We start from the raw sequence: 19481 nt of genomic DNA on the forward strand, positions 1-19481 counted from the left end.
GCGCGCGACGGTTTCGATTCCGCCCAGCGACTGGCGCGGTCCTCCCTTGGATCAGATTTCTACGACCGCGAGCCACCAAGACGTTCCGGCAACACGGGCCGGCGCGCCCGAGCAGGCCGTCGCCCCGTCCGATTACAGCTTTGGCTGGCAGGCGTCGTGCTGGCGAGTGCGGACCGTCTCTGTCATGCAACGCTGTGGCTGTACCGTCGCCGCTTGGTCGACGCACGCTTTACCAAGGCAACGCTCCGAGCTGCACATCGCATTCGCGCCTGGGGATTCAAGCTTGCATTTCGATGAGGCGCCGCAAGGCGGAAAGCTGCCATCTTGTGCGAGGTCATCATGGTTTCCGGGCCTGGTATTGGCACGCACGGCAACCTCGACCGCTCTTCTCGCACAGGCGGTTCGCATACAACCGCACAATATACCTCGGTATACGACTTGGTGCCCTCGGGAGGGCTAGCTAAATCGCGGGAAGGAATTGAAATCAATGCAACCCTATGAACGGTGGCACTCGACAGTTCATAGGCTCTCTGAACGTTTGAGGCTGCTCGATACATGAGCAATCCGATAAACAATTCCAGCGGTCGGCGGGATGTCCCTGCAAACGATCGCCGCAACTCTCCGCGCCGGCGCACACTCCTCGCAGGCCGAATAATTTTCAATCAGCAATCCTCGGTCATCAATTGCATGGTGCGAAATGTTTCGGAGTCCGGCGCCCGTCTCGAAGTCGAGCCCTCGATCCACATCCCGGACAAGTTTGAGCTGGACGTACCGAGTGCCGGCATAACGATGTCATGCCGCATAATCTGGCGCCGCGGGAATCTCATCGGAGTTTCAAGAGAATGAGCACGCCTAAAGTGGTCTGATACGGCGAGCAGGTAAGAGCGCCTCATCCCTCAGCGCCTGTGCATTCTCAGCAAGCCAGCGCAACAAGATGAAAGCGATCACGATAGGGATTCGACAGTGAGTGCTACGCAAATAACGCTTGTTGCAAATCTTTTCACCATGATCGTCGTCGTTATTGCCGCCATAAAGCGCCCGATTCCAAGTTACATTGCCTTGGCTACATTGTCCGTCATCGTCTCGATTGTATGTGGGTACGAGGTAATTACGGGAAAGGCCACGATATTTGCGACGTTGGCCACCTTCGCTCTGGTTATCCTCATAATGATCCGAATAAGTCTAAATAAGTTGCGCCGCTAGGCAATCTCTTCTCGAATGCGGCCGGGTAGGCTGACGAGGCCGCCCCCAAGACACGCAATATCACGGATCGGCGCCGACCGATTGGCGTGAAGGCAGGATGGGCCAAGAGGTCCGGGTGGCATGTCTCGTACGATGGCCATCCGATTTCTAACCTCGCCCATCCTGCGGCCCCATCGCAATCAACAACGACTTCCCACAAGCCGCATCAACTCTCATCTTGCTCGTGCGCCATCGTGACAAGCCGGGACGAGCACCTCCACAATGTGACGGAGACATGCGCAGGCTTCCGCTCGATGCGCGACCGGTGACCAAATCCCGGGTCATAGTCTTGGATTTACGACGGAGGTGCAGATGGCCGAAGAGAAATTTCTGACCACCGAAGAGGTCTCCGAGCGATACCGCGGTCAGATCTCTGTCGGCACCCTTCGCAATTGGCGAGCACAGCGCGTCGGTCCGCCATACATCAAAATCGGCAAGTCGGTGCTTTACCCCGTGCCTGGACTCGAGGATTGGGACAAAAAGAATCTCGTGATCTGCCGTGCTTCGCATAAACTCATTGAGACAGAGGCTGAACGAAAGTGAATGTCACGCAACTTCACGATCTACCGACCCCAAACTCATACCCCCGCCCCCTCGGGCATTACCAGAAACCATCATTAATTCAATAGGTTACCGCATGCGACGCGGTTGATGCACAACCACCCGTCGGGCGACCCGACGCCCTCGCAGGCCGACATCCGCATGACCAAGACGATCGTCGATATCGCCAAGCCGCTCGGCATCACCGTTCACGACCACATCATCGTCGGTCGGAACGGGCACATCAGCCTCAAGGGATCGGGGCTGATGTGAGCCGCCGATGCGGCTGTGATCAGCCTCGCCGCACGGCAGGCGATCAGCCGCGCGCAGCGTCCCTGTCGCAGCCCGGCAGATCGTGGAACGTCACGCAGGCGATCCACAATGTCAGCGAATACGTCACCTCAACGGCTGCCGCGGTCGAGGAGCAGAGCACCGTGACGACCGAGATGTCGACAGCATGCAGCGGGCCGCGGCGGAGGCCGCCAGGATCGCGGGCGGGTGAGCTGCACGACCTCCACTTGAACCGATCGACTGTGAAGCGTCACCCAATCGGGTGAGGCCTGAACGGAGAGATCACGCATGCGAGCGGCTTGGCTCGGACTCCTGAACCTTTTTGCCCTGAACCTTCTCGCGGTCAGCGCGGCAAGCGCCTATGACGCCACCGACCCGGCCAATTGCACGGGCATCGGCTGGGACGATGCCCGGCCGCTGACGGTTGCCCGGGTGACTGGGCAGCCGCGCGTGAACTTCGTCAAGAGTCCTTATGACGACGACTTCAAGGCCGCGAGCTGCCCCGCGCCGACCGAGGCCTGCCGGAAGAAGAGCTACCTCGTCAGCGATGATTGGGTGCTGGTCGGCAGGACCAGGGGCAACTTCACCTGCGTCACCTACCAGCCGCCGCGCACGAAGAGCCAGACCTGGGCCCGCGGCTGGTTGCCGCGAGCGGCGCTCGCGCCCGTCGCGCCGATGGCTGCGCCAACGCTTTCGGACTGGACCGGCAGTTGGGTACATCCCGGCGGCCAGCTCACGATCAAGGCGGCAGGCGGAGGCCGGCTCAGAATCGAAGGCGACCAGGTCGTGCCGGCGGGCCGCGATCTCAACAACGGCTCGATCGCCGCCACGGCGCAGCCGAAGGGCGGCGTCATCGCCTTCGTCGAGGATGGCACCACGCCGTTCGAGCAACCGAACGGCGCCGACGAATGCCGCGTGCGCCTGCAGCGAATCGGCGCCCTGCTGCTGGTCGAGGACAACAATGATTGCGGCGGCGCCGGCGTCAGCTTCACCGGGCTGTACCATCGCAGATAGCGCGCACAGCTCGCTCTCATCCGCGCACCATCGCGCCTCTTGAGCCGTTGCGGGGTGCTTGTCGGGTGCAGTGGACGGCTCGAGCCAGGACTAAGCTGGACCAGCTCCCAGCTGGAATATAGAATCTCATCCGGGCCAGATGAGGAAACAATGGCGCTTCGCGGGTGGCGGCTGAACCTGAAGCTTGATCTGAAACGCGGACCGGCCGACGTCCCTGTGTATCTTCAGATTGTTCACGGTCTCCTTGGCGAAATCAGGCGCGGACGGCTCATCCCGGGGGAAGTGCTGCCAGGTTCGCGGGAGATGGCGCAAAGACTCGGCGTCAACCGCAAGACCGTCATGATCGCCTATGACGAGTTGATTGCTCAGGGCTGGCTGACGTCTCGTGGCACCAAAGGGACGTTCGTCTCCGCAAAACTTCCGGAGCCCAAGGCGAGGCCATCGGAATCGAGCAACGATGGCGTGCGCTCACGGAACGAAGCAAGGAATATCGGCAGGCTGGCGCCGGCGGTGCAGCTTCCTGTCATCTTCCCGCAGCCGGGCATGCTGCTGCTCGATGATGGAACGCCCGATACTCGACTGTTCCCCGCGATGAGCTTCTCACGCGCCTATCGGAGCATCATGACGGTGGGAGGCAAGGTCGGGAAGCTCGGCTATGGCGATCCCCGCGGCAATCTCAGTTTAAGGTCCGCGATCTCGCGCATGCTGAACGTCGACAGAGGCCTCGCAACCACCCCTGAGCACATCTGCCTCACGCGAGGCAGCCAGATGGCGATCTATCTCGTATCGCGGCTCATGATTCGCCCGGGTGATCACGTTGTCGTGGACGACCTCACCTATCCGCCCGCCTGCGAGGCGTTTCGAATGGCGGGCGCCAATATTCTCAGGGTGCGCGTCGACGACGATGGCACCGATATGGCAAGCCTCGAAAAGGTCTGCCGACGTCATCGGGTCCGTCTGGTCTATCTGACGCCTCACCATCATTTCCCAACGACTGTGCTGCTGAGTCCGACTCGGCGGCTGCGGCTGCTCGAGCTCGCCTCGCGCTTCGGCTTCGTCGTCGTGGAGGACGACTACGACCACGAATTTCATTTCCAACATCAGCCTCTGCTACCGTTGGCGTCGTTCGATCCATCGGTCCTCTATATCGGATCGATGTCAAAGCTGCTGTCTCCGAGTCTCCGGCTCGGCTACATGTTTGCGCCTGCGAAATTCATCGAACGGGCGGCGCAGGAAATCTGTCTCATCGACCGGCAGGGCGATCCCGTCACCGAACAGGCCGTCGCTGAGCTCGTCGAGACCGGCGAGGTCAGACGCCACGCCAGCCGGGCGCGTAAGATCTACGCAACTCGACGAAAGAAGCTGGCAGCGCTGTTGCGCGCTGAGCTTCACGGCACGGTCGACTTCCGCCTTCCCGACGGCGGTCTGGCGTTCTGGCTCACTTTTGTCCGGACGTCGGACCTGGATCGATTGGAGCAAACTGCGCCGAAGCATGGCTTGCAGTTTTTGCCCAGCCGCAGCTTTTCCGGCCGGCCCGACGGCCGGCGCGGAATTCGGATCGGCTTTGCCGCCCTGGACGATGCAGGATTGCGCGAAGCGGTCAGACGGATGAAGGCGGCGATCGCCTCCTGAGCTGCGGACACGACTCCTTCATCAGCAACGGTCCGCTGGACCATCTGAGTTCGGAAAAACTGGACCACGGCTCGTTTCCGTTTCCCGGATTATTGATCGACGCGACCAAGTTGATGGTCGGTGACCAAGGCCGTTGCGTGATGACAACCAGAGTAACACTTGCATCAGGACGAACGTTCGAGGCGCGGCCGGACGAAACCATTCTCGCGGCCGCGACGCGAGCAGGCGTCTGGCTGCCGAGCGCCTGCGGCGTGGGATCATGTGGCAGCTGTAGGACCAGAATCATCACGGGTGAGTTCGTTCATCGCGGGTCGACCAGCAGCCTCGGCCGCACCGATGACCCGGCTGCGGCGCTGCTGTGCCGTGCCAGCGCGCTCACCGACATCACCATCGACATCGCTGAGCTGTCCGAGCCGCCAGCGCGTGAAAGACCAACGGTTCCCGCTCGGGTGATCGCGTTGAAGCGCGAGACCGAAAACGTCATGCGCGTCACGCTCCGATTTCCTCCGTTCGCAAAGCCGGACTACACGCCCGGCCAATTCATCGGCATTCGCCATTCCGACGGCTTTGACCGCTCGTTCTCGATTGCAAATGCCCCCCGCGAGGACAGCTCGATCGAGTTGCACATTGGACGTGTCGCCGGTGGTGCTTTCACCGGACACGTGTTCGAGCAGTTGAAGATCAACGAGATCCTGCAGGTGAACGGCCCGTTCGGAAGCTTCGTCTATTCGTCTCAGCAACGTCCCTCGATCTTTGTTGCCGGCGGTACGGGCATCGCGCCCATCCGCGCCATCCTTGAAGCGTTGACGCAGGAGATATCAAGCTCACCGCTTCATCTCTATTGGGGCAGCAGCAACCGGAACGGCTTCTATATCGACGGCGAGATCAAGAGCCTCTGCGCGGCAATTCACGGCCTCACCTATGCTCCGGTGCTGTCGGTGCCCGATGCCAGCTGGACGGGACGCGCCGGACTGGTGCATGAGGCCGTACTGCAGGACTTCGCCGACCTGTCGGGTATCGACGTCTACGCCTGCGGAAATCCTCACATGGTTAACGCCACGTACAAGGCCGTGTGCTCGCGGGGCGCCCGGCCAGACCGCTTCTTTGCGGACAGCTTCGATCATCGATGATCGTTACATCCCGCCTCATCTCAATCCAGAGAAGGACTGCCTCATGATCAGCATCAAGGATCTGTTCGTGTATCCCGTCAAATCGTGCAAGGGCATCAAAGTGTCCGAGGTCGAGCTGTCACCGACCGGCTTTCTCGACGACCGGAACTGGATGGTGATCGACGAAGCCGGCGTATTCGTCACCCAGCGGGAACATCCGAAGCTTGCTCTGGTCGAGCCGACGCTCACCGCCGACGAGCTCATCCTGAAGGCTCCCGGCATGCAGGATCTGGCCGTTCCACGCAAGACTTGCTCCAGCCAAAGCCGCGACGTCGAGCTGTTCGGCGAGAAGATCCCCGCGATCATCGCGGGCGACGAGCCTTCGAGCTGGTTCAGCGACTATCTGGGCGGACATTTCAGCTTTGTCTCGCGCGACCAGCGATTTCTTCGGAAGGGCGGAGTCCAATATCCGTCGCGAGACGATGCGCCAACCAGCTTCGTCGATAATTACGGAATCCTGGTCGTCTCGGAGGCGTCGTGCGCCGATCTGAACAGCAGACTCGCTTCCGGCGTGCCGATGAACCGCTTCAGGCCCAACATCGTGATCGAGGGCGTCGACGCCTACGGCGAGGATTATTTTGCGCGCGCTTATGTCGGTGATGTCGCTCTCCGCTTCGTGGACGTGTGCTATCGCTGCAACATGACCACGATCGACCAGGACAAAGCGGAATTCGGCCACGAGCCGCTACAAACACTTGGCCACTACAGACATTCGAGCATCGGTGTCCGGTTCGGCAGCTATGCGGCCGTCGCGGATGGGATCGGCAAACGACTGGCGGCCGGAAGTCGGCTGGAGATCGAATTGAACTTCTGATCGAGCAGCCCTGCCGCGTCGCGCGCAACCGTTCCCGCGCGCGCGACTGCTCACGCCCACCGCCGCGCCATCGCGACGCTGAGCACCACGATCGCTGCGGCGCCGAGCATGGTGGCGGACACCGGCTCGTGCAGCAGCAGGCTCGCAAAGGCCAGTCCGAGCAACGGCTGGAGCAGCTGCAACTGGCCGACGCTGGCCGTGCCGCCGCGCGACAGCCCGCGGTACCAGAAGGCGAAGCCGATGAACATGCTGAAGACGGAGACATAAGCGAGCCCCAGCCAGGCCGGCGCGGTGATGGGCTGTGCCGACTGCGGCCATGTCAGCAGCGACAGCGTCAGCATCACCGGCGACGACAGCAGCAGCGCCCACGAGATCACCTGCCAGCCCCCCAGCCGGCGAGTCAGCACGGCGCCTTCGGCATAGCCTAGGCCGCAGACGACAATGGCGGCGATCATCGCGAGATCGCCGATGGGCGAAGCCGCGTCGTCCTGCGAAAGCGCAAAGCCCGACACAGCGGCCGCGCCGAGACCCGCGAACAGCCAGAACAACGGTCGCGGCCGTTCCCCTCCGCGCAGCACGCCGAACAAGGCGGTCGAGAGCGGCAGCAGGCCGATGAAGACGATCGCATGCGCCGAGGTGACGTGCTGGAGCGCGAGCGCGGTCAGCAGCGGAAAGCCGATGACCACGCCGAGCGCGACGATCATCAGCGACGGCAATTCGCGCCGTCCCGGAAGCGGCTGCCGCAGCGCTGCGAGGCACAGTGACGCAAGCAGCGCCGCGAGCGTGGCACGCGCGCCGGTCAGAAAGAGCGGCGCGAAGCCATCGAGCGCGGCGCGCGTCGCCGGCAGCGAGCCGCTGAAAATGGTCATACCGATGGCGCCGCTGCCCCAGCCGTCGATCGATCCCTTCATGTGAGCCTCCGTCGAGGCTCCTGCTTAGCTCCGCGCGCCTTGCCGTGACAGCCACAGAGCAATACAATCCGGCAAAACTGTACTGGCCTATCTGGTGATACACTTGCGCCCTTCGACCTCAGAGCCGCGTCCGGCCGGCCTCAGAACGACAGCGGTCGTCGAAGCCATCCGGCAGCGGCTGGCGACGCGCAGCCTGGGGCCAGGCCAGCGCCTGCCATCGATCCGCGCCTTCGCAGCCTTGATGGGCGTCGCGCCAGCCACCGTCGTCGAGGCCTATGATCGGCTGGCGGCCGAGGGAATCATCCGTGCCCGGCGCGGGTCGGGCTTCTATGTCGCCGACATGGCGCCGGAACCGCTCGCCTTGGCCGGGAGTGAACCGCGCCGTCCACGCGCGGTCGATCCGTTCTGGGTGTCGCGGCAGTCACTCGATGCCGATGCGACCACGCTGATGCCGGGCTGCGGCTGGTTGCCGGCCGACTGGATGCCGCAGGAGGCGCTGCGCCGCGCCGTTCGCGCGCTGGCGCGCAACGACGGCCCGGTGCTGACGCATTACGGCGCCGCCCGCGGATCGGCGAGCCTGCGCCGCGTGCTGCAGTCCCGCCTCGCCGGCCTTGGCATCGAGGCCACGAGCGAGCAACTCGTGCTGACCTCGTCAGGTACACAGGCCATCGACCTGATCTGTCGCATGCTGCTACGCCCCGGCGACACCGTGCTGGTCGACGATCCCTGCTACTTCAATTTCCTGGCGCTGCTGCGCGCACACCAAGCCCGGATCGTCAGCGTGCCGATGACGCCGAGCGGCCCCGATATCGCGCAATTCGAGGCGGTGCTCGCGGCCGAGCGCCCGCGGCTCTACATCACCAATTCCGGGCTGCATAATCCGACCGGCGCGACATTATCCGCGCAGACCGCACATCGTCTGCTCAACGCCGCCGCGGCGCACGACACCATCATCATCGAGGACGATATCTACGGCGATTTCGCGCCCGAGCCGTCGCCGCGCCTCGCCGCGCTCGACGGGCTGGCGCGCGTGATCCTGGTCGGCAGCTTCTCCAAGACGTTGTCGGCCGCGCTGCGCTGCGGCTTCATCGCCGCACGCGCCGATTGGATCGAACCGCTGATCGACCTCCAGATCGCGACCGGCTTCGGCGGCCCCGGACAATTCGCTGCAGAGACGCTGACGCAGATCCTGACCGGCGGCAGCTACCGCAAGCATGTCGACGAGTTGCGCGCGCGTCTGGCCCGGGCACGGCCGCGCGTCGCCGCACGGCTGCAGCGCCTCAGCATCGTGCCCTGGCTGATGCCGCGCGGCGGCTTTCACCTCTGGTGCAGGCTGCCGGATGGATGCTTGGCGATCGACGTGGCGCAGGCGGCGCTCACGAACGATGTCGTACTGGCGCCCGGCGACGTGTTCAGCGCGGCGCAATCAGCCGCGGCCATGATGCGGTTCAACGTCGCGCATTGCGAGGATGCGCGCGTGATGGCCGTGCTGGAACGCGCCATTGCGCAAGTCGCGCATGGCAACGCAGCTCGGGTTTCGAGGGGAGCTGAAGCCTAGTAGCAATAGCGCGGATGCACGCGCACCCAGGCGCCGTCGCCGCGCTGCAGGTAGCAGCCGTTCCGGTATGAATAATAGCCGCTGCGGCGACGCTCGCCTTCGGCGCCGATGACGGCTCCCGTTCCGGCTCCGATCACGGCCCCGATCGCCGCGCCACGTCCGCCGCCCAGCGCGCCACCCAGGATCGCGCCGCCCGCGCCGCCGAGAATGGCGCCGCCCAGCGCGTCCTGCGCGGCGGCCTGATGCAGCGGCGCGACAGTCGCCAAGGTCAGCAGCGCGACGGCGCCGAGACGGGTGGCAAAGCGTATCCCCAGGTGTCGGATCATGAGCGGGCCTCCGTTCCGAGCACGCTAGTCAGCCCGGCCGGGCCGTTCTTGATGCAGATCAAGGCGAGGTCAAGGCAGCAGAATCCGGATTCCGCGCCGTGCGTCAGGCCGCGGCGCGCTGATCCTGGGTATGATCCTCGACGATGCTGAGGAGATATTTCGGCTGCCCCTCTCCGACCGTCACCGGGAGCCGGCGGACCACCACGTCGCGCTTGCCATTGCCGGGCGTGTCGATGCTATGCGCCTTCGGCGTCTCGTCGCCGACCTCATCGAGATGAGCGCGATCGAAGCTCTCCAGCAGCTCGCCTGTGGGCTCGGGGAACAGCTCGCGGGCGGCGCGGCCGATGATCTGCGCACGCGGCAGACCGAACAGCTTTTCCGCCGCGTGGTTCACGAAGACATAGCGCAGCGATTGTGCATCCTTCGCCACGACCGCCTGCGGGATGTTTTCCAACAGCGCAGCGAGGAAATATTCGGCGCGCGCCAGAATCCGTTCATTGCGCCGCTGCGTGGTGAAGTCCTCATGCGTGGCGATCCAGCCGCCCCCATCCATCGGACGCTCGCAGACCCGGATGATGCGACCGTCGCCGAGCTCGAACTCGGAGATCGCCGGCTTGCCCTCTCTGATGCGCTCGCGCAATGAGGCGAGAAAATCGGCCGGCTTTTCGCGCAGGAGCCCCTGCCGCGCGCGATGCGCAAGGATGTCGCGCATATGCGTGCCGGGACGCGCGATCGAGGCGGGCAGGCCATACAGCGCACGATACTGGTCGTTGACCATCAGAACATAACAGAAGCTGTCCAGCATGATCAGCCCCTGGGCCATGTTGGCGACGGCGGCATCCAGGCGCTGCTGGCTGCTGAGCGCGCCCTGCTCCAGCCGCTCGTGCTGGCGCAGGATAACGGCATGCTGCCGCTCGATCTCGATCTCATGCTCTTCAAGTTCCTGCAGCCGGAATACATTGTCTTGATACGTCTCGACGGCATGGGCGACATGGCCGATCTCGTCATGGCGCCGCGCATGCGGAATCTTCAGCTTGATCCGTCCCGCAGCAATACGATCGGTCACGCGGGCGATGTCCAGAAGCGGCATCAGGACGCCCCAGCGCAGCGCCAGCGCTGCAGCCGCAATCAGCACGATGATGAGGAGGCCAAGTCCACCCAGATAGAACGCCACCATACCGCGCGCGTCGGCGGCCTCACCGAGTTCGCGGATGCGATCAGCGTAGAGCTGTGACAATGTTTCGAGGTCCTCGTTCAACGCGGTGCGCACCGCGCGGTTCTCGTCATTGTCGCCGAGCTCGCGCGCCGCGGATGAGCCGACCGAGATGGTACGGCGCGCCATCTCGGTGCGGAAGGCGACGAATTGATCGATCCGCTGCCGGAACGGCGCGAATGTCGCGGCATCGTCGGCAGGCAGCAGCGCTTCCCACTCTTCGACGATCTTGGTCAGTTGCCGGAGTTTCGCGAGCAATGAATCAGCGTAGCGCCGCGCCACGTTGCGATCGGCCGACATGTAGATGCCGCGCGACTCCATGACGACGGCGTAGATCGTCGCATTGGCCCGCTCGATGTTGCGCGATGCGGCGGCGAGGGCTTCGAGCCGGTCGTAGAACAGGCGCTGCTCACGGAGCGCGGACAGCGCACCCAGCGTCGACAACATCACAAGGACGGCAAAGCCGGCCGCAGCGGCGGAAATCTTGTCGTTGAGGTCGAAGGACGGCAGTGAATTGGTGAACCTGCGCAACACGGCTTGCATGGCTGGCTCCCAGCGCGGAGACAACCATCAGACGCAAGATCTGTAAACGACACGTTCCAAGCGGCACAGCAAGTCGCAACGAATCGTTAACCCGGGTTTCGCGATTGTTAACGCCCGCCGGGCGTCGACCTCACTGCCTGAGCATGATGAGCGGATTGGCGCTGTCCGGCACCAGCCGCCATTGCGCATTGTCGTCGGCCTCGAACCGCCAGGTCTCGCCGCGATCCGACATCAGCATCATCTGGCCGTGCTCGAGCCGCCACTGCGACGGCGCAAACGCCGCGATCGCGGAATCGCATTTCGGCTTCACGAACACCTGAAAGTTGTCGTTGCCGGCGTCGTTATTGGTCAGCACCAGGCTGCAGATCGTGGCACCATTGCCGCGCACCATGGCCCAGTCGCCGATCATCTGGTCCATCGATTTGGCAAGCGATCGCGCCGCCGCCAGGTTCTGCAGGATGTAGACACCCTCGCCCTGGCGCAGGCCTTCGAAGATGCCGGACTCGACCTCGGTGAAGTCGATCACCGCCTCGCCATTGGCGGACTGCAGGCTGACGATGTCGAGCCCCTTCACGGTCCAGCCTGCGATGTCCTTGGTGAAGGGCAGCGCGGCGGCGCAGCCCGGCTCCAGTTCGAGCTTCTGCCCGCGCGGCGCCGCGTCGGGCTTCAAGGTCAGAACGCAGGTCTTGCTGCGCTCGGTGGTCGCGAGCTCCCACTGGCCGATCATCGCCTTCTTCAGGCTGGTCGCATCCTGCGCAACGGCAGGGATCACAGCCACCGACGACGAAAGCGCGATCAGCAAGGAGAGAGCTCGGTTCATCAGCGGCCTTTCACCGGCGTTTCGGGAACGGGCGTCAGCGGTGGCTTGCCGGCGAACCAGACCTTCAGGTTGTCGACCACCAACTGATCCATCGCGTTGCGGGTTACAATGGCAGCCGAGCCGATGTGTGGCAGCAGCACGACATTATCCATCGCCTTGAGCTCGTCGGGGACCGCCGGCTCCTTCTCGAACACGTCGAGGCCGGCGGCCAGGATGGTGCCGGACTTCAGCGCATCGACCAGCGCCGCCTCGTCGATCACCGAACCGCGGGCGACGTTGACGACGACGCCGCGCGGTCCGAGCGCCTTCAGCACCTCGGCATTGACGATTTTGTTGGTGCTGGCGCCGCCGGGAACGATCACGACCAGGGTGTCGACGTCCTTCGCCATCTGCAGCAGGTCGGGATAGTGCTTGTTGGCGACGCCGGCGGCGGCATTGCGCGAATGATAGACGACGGGCACCAGCGAGGCTTCGAGCCGGCGCGCGATCGCCTGGCCGATGCGACCCATGCCGACCATGCCGACGGTGCGGTCGCGCAGCGAGCCGACGCTGAGCGGATACGGCTTTGACGTCCATTCGCCCGAGCGCACGAAGCGGTCGGCCTTGATGAACTCGCGGCAGGTCGCGATCAGCAGGCCGAGCGCGACGTCGGCGACCTCCTCGGTCAGCACGTCCGGCGTGTTGGTGACAACGATGCCGTGCTGACCGGCGTGGGCGGCTGCGATGTGATCGTAGCCGACGCCGAAGCTCGCGATGATCTCCAGCCTGGGCAGCGAGGCCATCACGGCGGCATCGGTCTTCACGGTGTGGAAGGTCACGGCGACGCCGCGGATCCGGCCCTTCACCTCCGCCGGCAGCGCTTCGAGATCGGCCTGCGTCGTCGCATGGTGCACGTTGAAGCTGTCCGGGAACCCTTTCTCCAGGATCGGCCGCAGCGGCCCATAGATCAGAACATCGATCTTGTCAGACGAAGTGGCCGCCATCAGCTGTCCTTTCCAAGCGCGCTCTCATGCCAGCGCCGCAAAACGAGGTGGGAAACTAGCGCCAGCAAGCCATAGATGACAATCCCGGCGACCGACAGCAGCACCAGCGCTGCGAACATGCGGGGGATGTTGAGTCGGTAACCCGATTCCGCGATGCGATAGGCAAGGCCCGAGCCGGCACCGGCGCTGCCCGCGGCGATCTCGGCGACGACGGCACCGATCAGCGACAGGCCACCGGCGATGCGCAGCCCACCGAGAATATAGGGCAAGGCGGCGGGCAGCTTCAGATAGCGCAAGGTCTGCCAGCGCGAGGCGCCATACAATTGGAACAGACCGGCGAGATTGCGGTCGACCGAGTTGAGCCCGAGCGCGGTGTTGGACAGCACTGGAAAAAAGCCGACGATCCAGGCGCAGGTCACCACCGCCGTCTGCTGCGGCAGATAGATCAGCAGCAGCGGCGCAATCGCGATCACGGGCGTCACCTGCAGCACAACGGCGTAGGGAAACAGCGCCCATTCCAGCCAGCGCGACTGATTGAAGAGCAGCGCCAGCGCGATGCCGCCAAGGGCTGCGGCGATGAAACCTTCCAGCGTCGTGATGAGCGTGGTCAGCAGCGACTGCGCCAGTATGTCCCAGTCGCTGACCAGCGTCTTCAACACCAACAGCGGTCCCGGCAGCACATAAGGCTGGATCCCATTGAGGCGCACCACCACCTCCCACGCCGTCAGCGCCGCAACGAAGACGACAGCCGGAACGGCCAGGCTCGCCAGCCGCGCACCGGAGACGAATGCGCCTCGCTCACGGGGGCCGGTCACAGCGCATGCACTCCGGTATAGGCCGGCGCCAGGGCATCCGAGACGCGGCGGCAATAGCCGGCATAAGCGGCGGATGCGCGGAACGCATCATCCCGCGGCGCATCGGCGTCGATCTTGATCTCGGCACTGAGCCGGCCCGGCCGCGCCGTCATCACCAGCACGCGCTGCGACAGATAGACCGACTCGAACACCGAATGGGTGACGAACAACACGGTCATGCTGAGGCTGCGCCATAGCGCCAGCAGGTCGTTATTGAGGCGGAAACGCGTGATCTCGTCGAGCGCCGCGAACGGCTCGTCCATCAAGAGAATGTCCGGCCGCGTCACCAGCGCCCGCGCCAGCGACGCCCGCATCTTCATGCCGCCGGACAATTCGCGCGGAAAGGCATCGGCAAAATCGGACAGGCCGACCTGCGCCAGCGCCGCATCGATGCCCGTTCGCGCCTCGGCCGCCGGCACATGGGCAAGCTTCAGCGGCAGACCGACATTGTCGCGCACGCTGGTCCAGGGCATCAGCGTCGGCTCCTGGAACACGAAGCCGATGCGATGGCCGGGGCGGGGTGCCGAGGACGCCGCGGCAATGTCGAGCGTGCCGCTGCTCGGGCTGGCCAATCCCGCGATCAGCCGCAGCGCCGTCGACTTGCCGCAGCCGGACGGGCCGAGCAGCGAGACGAATTCGCCCCTGCCGATCGAAAGATCAATCGGCCCGAGCGCAGCGACGCCGGACTCATAGATCTTGGTTACGCCGCGCAGGCGCACCGCGACATCGGCGGCACGCTCGGGCGAAGGGGACGAGCTCATCTGCTGAAAGCGCCGGTCACGCGTCCTACTTCTTCGGCCGGAGATCGACGCCGACGCCCTTGTTGACGAAACGCAAGGTGTAGGATTTGCGATAATCGACGGTCGGCTTGACCACGCCCGCCCGGACCATCTTGTCGAAGAAGCTGGTGATGCGCTCCTCGGTCATGGCGCCGATGCCCTTCTCCACGCTGTCGCCGGAATCGACGATGCCGTACTCTTTCATCTTGGCCACCGAATAGGCCAGCAGGTCGTCGGTCATCTCCGGGTTCATCTTCTTGATCAGCGCATTGCCTGCAGAGTTGTCGCCATAGATGTAATTGTACCAGCCGATGATCGAGGCATCGACGAAGCGCTGGACCAGGTCCGGCTTGCTCTCGATCAGGTCGCGCCGCGTCTCGATCAAGGTCGAATAGGTGTTGAAGCCGTAATCGGCGAGCAGGATCACGCCCGGCTTGAAGCCTGCAGCGCGCTCGACCGCGAACGGCTCCGACGTGACATAGCCCTGCATCGCGCTCTGGGCGGTGGCGATGAAAGGCTGCGGATTGAAGGTATAGGGCCGGACGTTCTTCTCGGAGAAGCCGTATTCCGACTTCAGCCATTGATAATAGCTGGAAATGCCCTCCTTGGAGACGAACAGGGTCAGCGGCTTCAGTTCGTCCAGCTTGGTGATCTTGGACTCCGGATGCGTCAGGAACACCTGCGGGTCCTTCTGGAACATCGCCGCGATCGACACCACCGGCACGTTGTTGGCGACCGCATCGAACGCCATCAGCGTGTTCGCCGCCATGAAGAACTCGATCTTGCCGGAAATCAGCAGCATCCGGTTGTTCTCGTTGGGACCGCCGGGCACGATGGTCACGTCGAGGCCGTAGCGCTTGTAGGTGCCGTCGGCGACCGCCTGGAAGAAGCCGCCATGCTCGGCCTCGGCCACCCAATTGGTGCCGAACGAGACCTTGTCGAGGGTCTGGGCCTGGACGGCCCCGACCATCGCGCCCGCGACCAGCCATGCCGCCATTAACGTTCGCGACAGAAGCGCCTGCGCCATGTCTGGTCTCCCCGGTTCTTTCAGGCTGAACATGCTAAGATTGGTCACGTGATAACTACCCTGCCCGACGGACGAAGGAAACTGCCCGCGCGATGACCCTGCCCCGCGACTGGACCGAGCTACATTGGCCCGCTTTCGGAACGTCCACCTCGGGAACGCCCGAGGCGGCGCGCTGGATCGCGGTGCTGCCGCTGGCCGCCACCGAGCAGCATGGGCCGCATCTTCCCCTGGGCACGGATGTCTACATTGCGAGCGCCTATCTTGCCCGAGTCCGCACGTTGCTGCCGGCAACGCTGCCGGTGACGATCCTGCCGGTGCAGCCGGTCGGCATCTCGACCGAGCATATCGATTATCCGGGCACGCTGACCGTACCGACCGAGATCGCGCTGCAGAGCTGGCGGGCGATCGGCGACAGCGTCGCGCGCGCCGGCCTCCGCAAGCTGGTGATCGTCACCAGCCATGGCGGCAACAGCGCCGCGATGACCCTGGTCGCCCAGGAACTGCGCGCCGTCCATCGCATGCTGGTGGTGACGACGTCATGGTCGCGCTTCGGCGTCCCCGACGGCCTGTTTTCTGCCGACGAGATGCGCCACGGCATCCATGGCGGCGCGGTCGAAACCTCGATCATGCTCGCCTGCCATCCGGAGCTGGTACGAAGTGAAGCCATCGCCGATTTCGCATCGTCGGCTGCCGAGATGGAAAAGACCTATCGCGTCTTGTCGACGCAGCGGCCGGCACCGCTCGCCTGGCAGACGCAGGATCTCAATGCGAGCGGTGCGGTCGGCGACGCCACGCAGGCCTCGGCCGAAAAGGGCGAGCGCGTGCTCGCACACGGCGCACGCGCGTTCTGCACGCTGCTGGAGGAGGTCGGACACTTCGACGTGAACAGGCTTGCCGCCGGCCCGCTTGCACGTCTTTGAACTTCTCCCAACCCCTTCAGCGGCATCACAAATTTTCCGCGCGCCCCGATGGCGATCGGGCGATTCGAACCGCTTTCGAGAAGCCTCCGTCCAATTGTGCAAGCGGCCGGCTACCGGCCGCTCCAACGCAAAACAGGAGCTTTCATCATGTCGATCAGGACCAGGATTACCGCCCTCGCGCTTGCCACGCTCGCCGTCACCGGCAGTGTCGCAGCGACCTCCACCCCTGCCGAGGCTCACGGCTTTCATCACTGGGGCTGGGGCGTCGGCGCCGGCCTCGTCGGAGCCGCTGTCGTCGGCAGCGCTATCGCCGCCAGCAACGAGGGCCCTTACTACGGCGGCTATCGCTATTGCCGCTGGGTGCCGCAATACGACGTCTACGGCCAGTATGTCGGTCGCGTCCGGACCTGCCGCTATTGATGGTCCTGGAGTGACGGCCACCATTGGCGGAGCAGCCTGTCCCTCTCTTCCCCTGGCCCCGCCGCCGATCCTCATCGGCCGATTAGATGTTTTGACAGCCCGTCCGGCCGCCCCGGACGGGCTGCTTCTTTTACAGACAGCCCCAATACAGACAGCCCCAAGGGAAGACGCCCGAACGTTCACCGCGATCTTGCTTTTGCAAATTAATCGCAATAAAGATGATCCACAAATCGCCCCTGGTCATCCACATTTCCGGTCGATCATGGGCGACTTCGTAATCTTCTCGTGACTGTGCGCGGGCAATGGGGTTCTGAATCGGCTCGCGCCGTGAGCTTTGCTTTGGGGACTCTGCCACCATGATTCGCTCGAACCGCACCTGGGACATGGTCCTGGCCGGCACCATTGCCGCGCTTGGTCCGTTGGCAGCGCCGGCTGCCGCCGCCGATCTCCCGGTCAAGGCGCGGATGGCGCAGACCGTGTTCGACTGGAGCGGGATCTATGTCGGCGCGCACGCCGGCTACACGCGTGACCATGCCCAGGCCTCCCTGATTGATCCGATCGGCGGAGCAGGCGCGGGCAGCCGGTTCAGCGGCCTCACCGGCGGCGTGCAGGCCGGCTACAACTGGGTGACCCGCTCCGGCCTGCTGCTCGGATTCGAAGGCGACTTCAGCTTCCCGAACTCGCTGACCTCCAACCACACCGTCGCAATGCTGAACAGGCCGGGATCGAGCGTGTCCGAGCTGTGGGATTATGTCGCATCGGCACGCGGCCGGATCGGCTACGCCCAGGGCGACTGGCTGGTCTATGCCACCGGCGGCCTTGCATGGACCGGGGGCCGCTTCATCAACACGACGGCGGCGGGCGACGAGAAGCTGCTGACGACGCGGGTCGGCTGGACGGCCGGCGCCGGCATCGAGCGCGCCTTCGCGCCGCATTGGAGCTGGCGGCTGGAATATCTCTACAGCCAGTTCGAGAACGGCGGCGTGCGCTTCTCCAACGGCGCCAGCTACACTTCCACGCTCGAATTTCAGACCTTGCGCGTCGGGCTCAACCGCAAGCTCGATTTTGCAGACGGCCCGGATCTCAAGCTCAAGAGCGATCCGTCCGATCCAGAGTCGGATCGCTGGGAGATCCATGGCCAGGCCACCGTCATCGGCCAGGGATATCCGTCGTTTCGTGCTCCCTACACCGGCACCAACAGCCTGACCCCGGCACGACAGTTCCAGGAAACCTGGAGCAACAGCCTGTTCATCAATGCGCGGCTGTGGGACGGCGGCGAGGTCTATTACAATCCCGAACTGCTGCAGGGCTTCGGCCTCAGCAACACGGTCGGGCTCGGCGGCTTCGCCAATGGCGAGGCGCAGAAGTCTGACTTTCCCTATCCGCACTACAACACCTCGCGGCTTTTCCTGCGCCAGACCTTCGGCTTCGGCGGCGAGCAGGAGCAGCTCGGCTCCGGCCAGTTGCAGCTCTCCGGCAAGCAGGACGTGTCGCGGCTCACCTTGCAGATCGGCAAATTCCCCGTGCTCGACGTGTTCGACGGCAACGCCTACGCCAAGGACGCGCGCAAGGACTTCATGAACTGGTCGATCTGGGCGCCCGGCGCGTTCGACTATGCGGCCGACAAGCTCGGCCTGACCTATGGCGCGACCGCCGAGCTGAACCAGAAGAGCTGGGCGCTGCGCTCCGGCTACTTCCTGATGGACGCGGTCTCGAACTCGAACAATTTCGACATGAACGTCTTCCGCCGCGGCAGCTACGTCGTCGAGCTGGAGATGCGCTATCAGTTGTTCTCGCAGCCAGGGCATCTGCGCACCATCGGCTGGTTCAACAGCGTGTTCTCCGGCAGCTATCGCGAAACGCTCGACAATCCCGCGCTCAATGCCGACATCAGCCAGACCCGCCGCGGCCGCAGCAAATATGGCTATGTCGTCAGCTTCGACCAGGCGCTATCGGACGAGTTCGGCCTGTTCGGCCGCTGGAGCTGGAACGACGGCAAGACCGAGATCATGGCCTTCACCGACATCGACAACAGCCTGTCGCTCGGCGCCTCGATCAAGGGCAACCGCTGGGGCCGCCCCGACGACACGATCGGCCTCGCCGGTGTGACCAACGGCCTGTCGCGCGACCACCGCGCCTTCCTTGCCGCAGGCGGCCTGGGCCCGCTGATCGGCGACGGCGCATTGAACTATCGCCGCGAGAGCATCATCGAGGCCTACTACGCTTACTCGATCAACAAGTACCTGACCTTCACGGCCGACTATCAGTTCGTCAACAACCCCGCCTACAACGCCGACCGCGGCCCGGTCTCGATCTTCTCGGGACGGCTGCACGGGGATTTCTGAGGCCAGCCTGCTCGCACGGCGCGGCACTCAGCATCTGGATGCCGGTACGAGCCACACCGCGCGCTCCACAATCGCCGTCA

The 19481-nt window shown here is 64.2% G+C and carries 19 protein-coding genes; 11 read left to right on the forward strand and 8 right to left on the reverse strand.

Annotated elements, in window-relative coordinates; genetic code table 11:
- Positions 1-555 precede the first annotated feature (555 nt).
- The 7 genes from BBTA_RS41915 (at position 556) to BBTA_RS34950 (ending at position 6702) form a co-directional block, all read left to right on the forward strand.
- Positions 556-846, forward strand: coding sequence for a PilZ domain-containing protein (locus tag BBTA_RS41915; RefSeq protein WP_012047213.1), 291 nt, complete (start codon positions 556-558; stop codon positions 844-846).
- A 708-nt stretch (positions 847-1554) separates the two neighbouring features.
- Positions 1555-1785, forward strand: a complete 231-nt coding sequence (locus tag BBTA_RS34930; RefSeq protein WP_004620414.1) for a helix-turn-helix domain-containing protein — start codon at positions 1555-1557, stop codon at positions 1783-1785.
- Between the two features lie 108 nt (positions 1786-1893).
- On the forward strand, positions 1894-2055 hold the full coding sequence (locus BBTA_RS39385; protein WP_083780739.1) for a JAB domain-containing protein: 162 nt from the start codon (positions 1894-1896) through the stop codon (positions 2053-2055).
- 306 nt (positions 2056-2361) lie between these two features.
- Complete coding sequence (locus BBTA_RS34935) at positions 2362-3087, forward strand: hypothetical protein (protein ID WP_012047214.1); 726 nt, start codon at positions 2362-2364, stop codon at positions 3085-3087.
- Positions 3088-3237: 150 nt separating this feature from the next.
- Positions 3238-4719, forward strand: coding sequence for a PLP-dependent aminotransferase family protein (locus tag BBTA_RS34940; protein WP_041751102.1), 1482 nt, complete (start codon positions 3238-3240; stop codon positions 4717-4719).
- Positions 4720-4811: 92 nt separating this feature from the next.
- Positions 4812-5849, forward strand: a complete 1038-nt coding sequence (locus tag BBTA_RS34945; protein ID WP_168167939.1) for a 2Fe-2S iron-sulfur cluster-binding protein — start codon at positions 4812-4814, stop codon at positions 5847-5849.
- 43 nt (positions 5850-5892) lie between these two features.
- Positions 5893-6702 carry an MOSC domain-containing protein gene (locus tag BBTA_RS34950; RefSeq protein WP_012047217.1) on the forward strand — a complete coding sequence of 270 codons (810 nt, stop codon included), beginning with the start codon at positions 5893-5895 and terminating at the stop codon, positions 6700-6702.
- Between the two features lie 50 nt (positions 6703-6752).
- On the opposite strand, the gene BBTA_RS34955 is transcribed toward BBTA_RS34950, so the two are convergent.
- Positions 6753-7613 carry a DMT family transporter gene (locus BBTA_RS34955; protein ID WP_012047218.1) on the reverse strand — a complete coding sequence of 287 codons (861 nt, stop codon included), beginning with the start codon at positions 7611-7613 and terminating at the stop codon, positions 6753-6755.
- Positions 7614-7716: 103 nt separating this feature from the next.
- Here BBTA_RS34955 and BBTA_RS34960 point away from each other — a divergent pair, with 103 nt between their 5' ends.
- Positions 7717-9171, forward strand: a complete 1455-nt coding sequence (locus BBTA_RS34960; RefSeq protein WP_012047219.1) for a PLP-dependent aminotransferase family protein — start codon at positions 7717-7719, stop codon at positions 9169-9171.
- Here the strand turns inward: BBTA_RS34960 and BBTA_RS34965 are convergent.
- The 7 genes from BBTA_RS34965 to BBTA_RS34995 all read right to left on the reverse strand — a co-directional run bounded on the left by BBTA_RS34965 (position 9168) and on the right by BBTA_RS34995 (position 15686).
- Positions 9168-9497, reverse strand: coding sequence for a glycine zipper domain-containing protein (locus BBTA_RS34965; protein WP_012047220.1), 330 nt, complete (start codon positions 9495-9497; stop codon positions 9168-9170). The genes BBTA_RS34960 and BBTA_RS34965 overlap by 4 nt on opposite strands.
- A gap of 103 nt (positions 9498-9600) precedes the next feature.
- On the reverse strand, positions 9601-11253 hold the full coding sequence (locus BBTA_RS34970; RefSeq protein ID WP_012047221.1) for a PAS-domain containing protein: 1653 nt from the start codon (positions 11251-11253) through the stop codon (positions 9601-9603).
- Positions 11254-11383: 130 nt separating this feature from the next.
- Positions 11384-11980, reverse strand: coding sequence for an AprI/Inh family metalloprotease inhibitor (locus BBTA_RS34975; RefSeq protein ID WP_012047222.1), 597 nt, complete (start codon positions 11978-11980; stop codon positions 11384-11386).
- A 92-nt stretch (positions 11981-12072) separates the two neighbouring features.
- The gene (locus tag BBTA_RS34980; RefSeq protein WP_012047223.1) at positions 12073-13056 is read right to left on the reverse strand and encodes a 2-hydroxyacid dehydrogenase; all 984 of its coding nucleotides are present in this window, start codon (positions 13054-13056) and stop codon (positions 12073-12075) included.
- Positions 13056-13826: an ABC transporter permease gene (locus tag BBTA_RS34985; protein ID WP_041751756.1), complete on the reverse strand. Its 771-nt coding sequence runs from the start codon at positions 13824-13826 to the stop codon at positions 13056-13058. Before BBTA_RS34985 ends, BBTA_RS34980 begins: the two co-directional genes overlap by 1 nt.
- A 41-nt stretch (positions 13827-13867) precedes the next feature.
- Positions 13868-14671 carry an ABC transporter ATP-binding protein gene (locus BBTA_RS34990; protein WP_012047225.1) on the reverse strand — a complete coding sequence of 268 codons (804 nt, stop codon included), beginning with the start codon at positions 14669-14671 and terminating at the stop codon, positions 13868-13870.
- Between the two features lie 25 nt (positions 14672-14696).
- Positions 14697-15686: an ABC transporter substrate-binding protein gene (locus tag BBTA_RS34995; RefSeq protein WP_012047226.1), complete on the reverse strand. Its 990-nt coding sequence runs from the start codon at positions 15684-15686 to the stop codon at positions 14697-14699.
- A 122-nt stretch (positions 15687-15808) separates the two neighbouring features.
- On the opposite strand from BBTA_RS34995, the gene BBTA_RS35000 reads away from it, so the two are divergent.
- The 3 genes from BBTA_RS35000 to BBTA_RS35010 all read left to right on the forward strand — a co-directional run bounded on the left by BBTA_RS35000 (position 15809) and on the right by BBTA_RS35010 (position 19401).
- Positions 15809-16636, forward strand: coding sequence for a creatininase family protein (locus BBTA_RS35000; protein ID WP_012047227.1), 828 nt, complete (start codon positions 15809-15811; stop codon positions 16634-16636).
- Between the two features lie 147 nt (positions 16637-16783).
- On the forward strand, positions 16784-17056 hold the full coding sequence (locus BBTA_RS35005) for a hypothetical protein (RefSeq protein ID WP_012047228.1): 273 nt from the start codon (positions 16784-16786) through the stop codon (positions 17054-17056).
- A gap of 356 nt (positions 17057-17412) precedes the next feature.
- Positions 17413-19401 (forward strand): carbohydrate porin, encoded by a 1989-nt coding sequence (locus BBTA_RS35010; protein ID WP_012047229.1) that lies wholly within the window; start codon positions 17413-17415, stop codon positions 19399-19401.
- Positions 19402-19481: the final 80 nt, after the last annotated feature.

Source organism: Bradyrhizobium sp. BTAi1 (assembly GCF_000015165.1).
In the GTDB taxonomy this organism is placed as follows: domain Bacteria; phylum Pseudomonadota; class Alphaproteobacteria; order Rhizobiales; family Xanthobacteraceae; genus Bradyrhizobium; species Bradyrhizobium denitrificans.

Coding starts and splice junctions, on each gene's coding strand:
- BBTA_RS35000 (WP_012047227.1), top strand. CDS start 15,809: ATGACCCTGCCCCGCGACTGGACCGAGCTACATTGGCCCGCTTTCGGA.
- BBTA_RS41915 (WP_012047213.1), top strand. CDS start 556: ATGAGCAATCCGATAAACAATTCCAGCGGTCGGCGGGATGTCCCTGCA.
- BBTA_RS34990 (WP_012047225.1), bottom strand. CDS start 14,671: ATGAGCTCGTCCCCTTCGCCCGAGCGTGCCGCCGATGTCGCGGTGCGC.
- BBTA_RS39385 (WP_083780739.1), top strand. CDS start 1,894: ATGCACAACCACCCGTCGGGCGACCCGACGCCCTCGCAGGCCGACATC.
- BBTA_RS34965 (WP_012047220.1), bottom strand. CDS start 9,497: ATGATCCGACACCTGGGGATACGCTTTGCCACCCGTCTCGGCGCCGTC.
- BBTA_RS35010 (WP_012047229.1), top strand. CDS start 17,413: ATGATTCGCTCGAACCGCACCTGGGACATGGTCCTGGCCGGCACCATT.
- BBTA_RS34980 (WP_012047223.1), bottom strand. CDS start 13,056: ATGGCGGCCACTTCGTCTGACAAGATCGATGTTCTGATCTATGGGCCG.
- BBTA_RS34930 (WP_004620414.1), top strand. CDS start 1,555: ATGGCCGAAGAGAAATTTCTGACCACCGAAGAGGTCTCCGAGCGATAC.
- BBTA_RS35005 (WP_012047228.1), top strand. CDS start 16,784: ATGTCGATCAGGACCAGGATTACCGCCCTCGCGCTTGCCACGCTCGCC.
- BBTA_RS34995 (WP_012047226.1), bottom strand. CDS start 15,686: ATGGCGGCATGGCTGGTCGCGGGCGCGATGGTCGGGGCCGTCCAGGCC.
- BBTA_RS34950 (WP_012047217.1), top strand. CDS start 5,893: ATGATCAGCATCAAGGATCTGTTCGTGTATCCCGTCAAATCGTGCAAG.
- BBTA_RS34975 (WP_012047222.1), bottom strand. CDS start 11,980: ATGATCGGCCAGTGGGAGCTCGCGACCACCGAGCGCAGCAAGACCTGC.
- BBTA_RS34955 (WP_012047218.1), bottom strand. CDS start 7,613: ATGAAGGGATCGATCGACGGCTGGGGCAGCGGCGCCATCGGTATGACC.
- BBTA_RS34935 (WP_012047214.1), top strand. CDS start 2,362: ATGCGAGCGGCTTGGCTCGGACTCCTGAACCTTTTTGCCCTGAACCTT.
- BBTA_RS34940 (WP_041751102.1), top strand. CDS start 3,238: ATGGCGCTTCGCGGGTGGCGGCTGAACCTGAAGCTTGATCTGAAACGC.
- BBTA_RS34970 (WP_012047221.1), bottom strand. CDS start 11,253: ATGCAAGCCGTGTTGCGCAGGTTCACCAATTCACTGCCGTCCTTCGAC.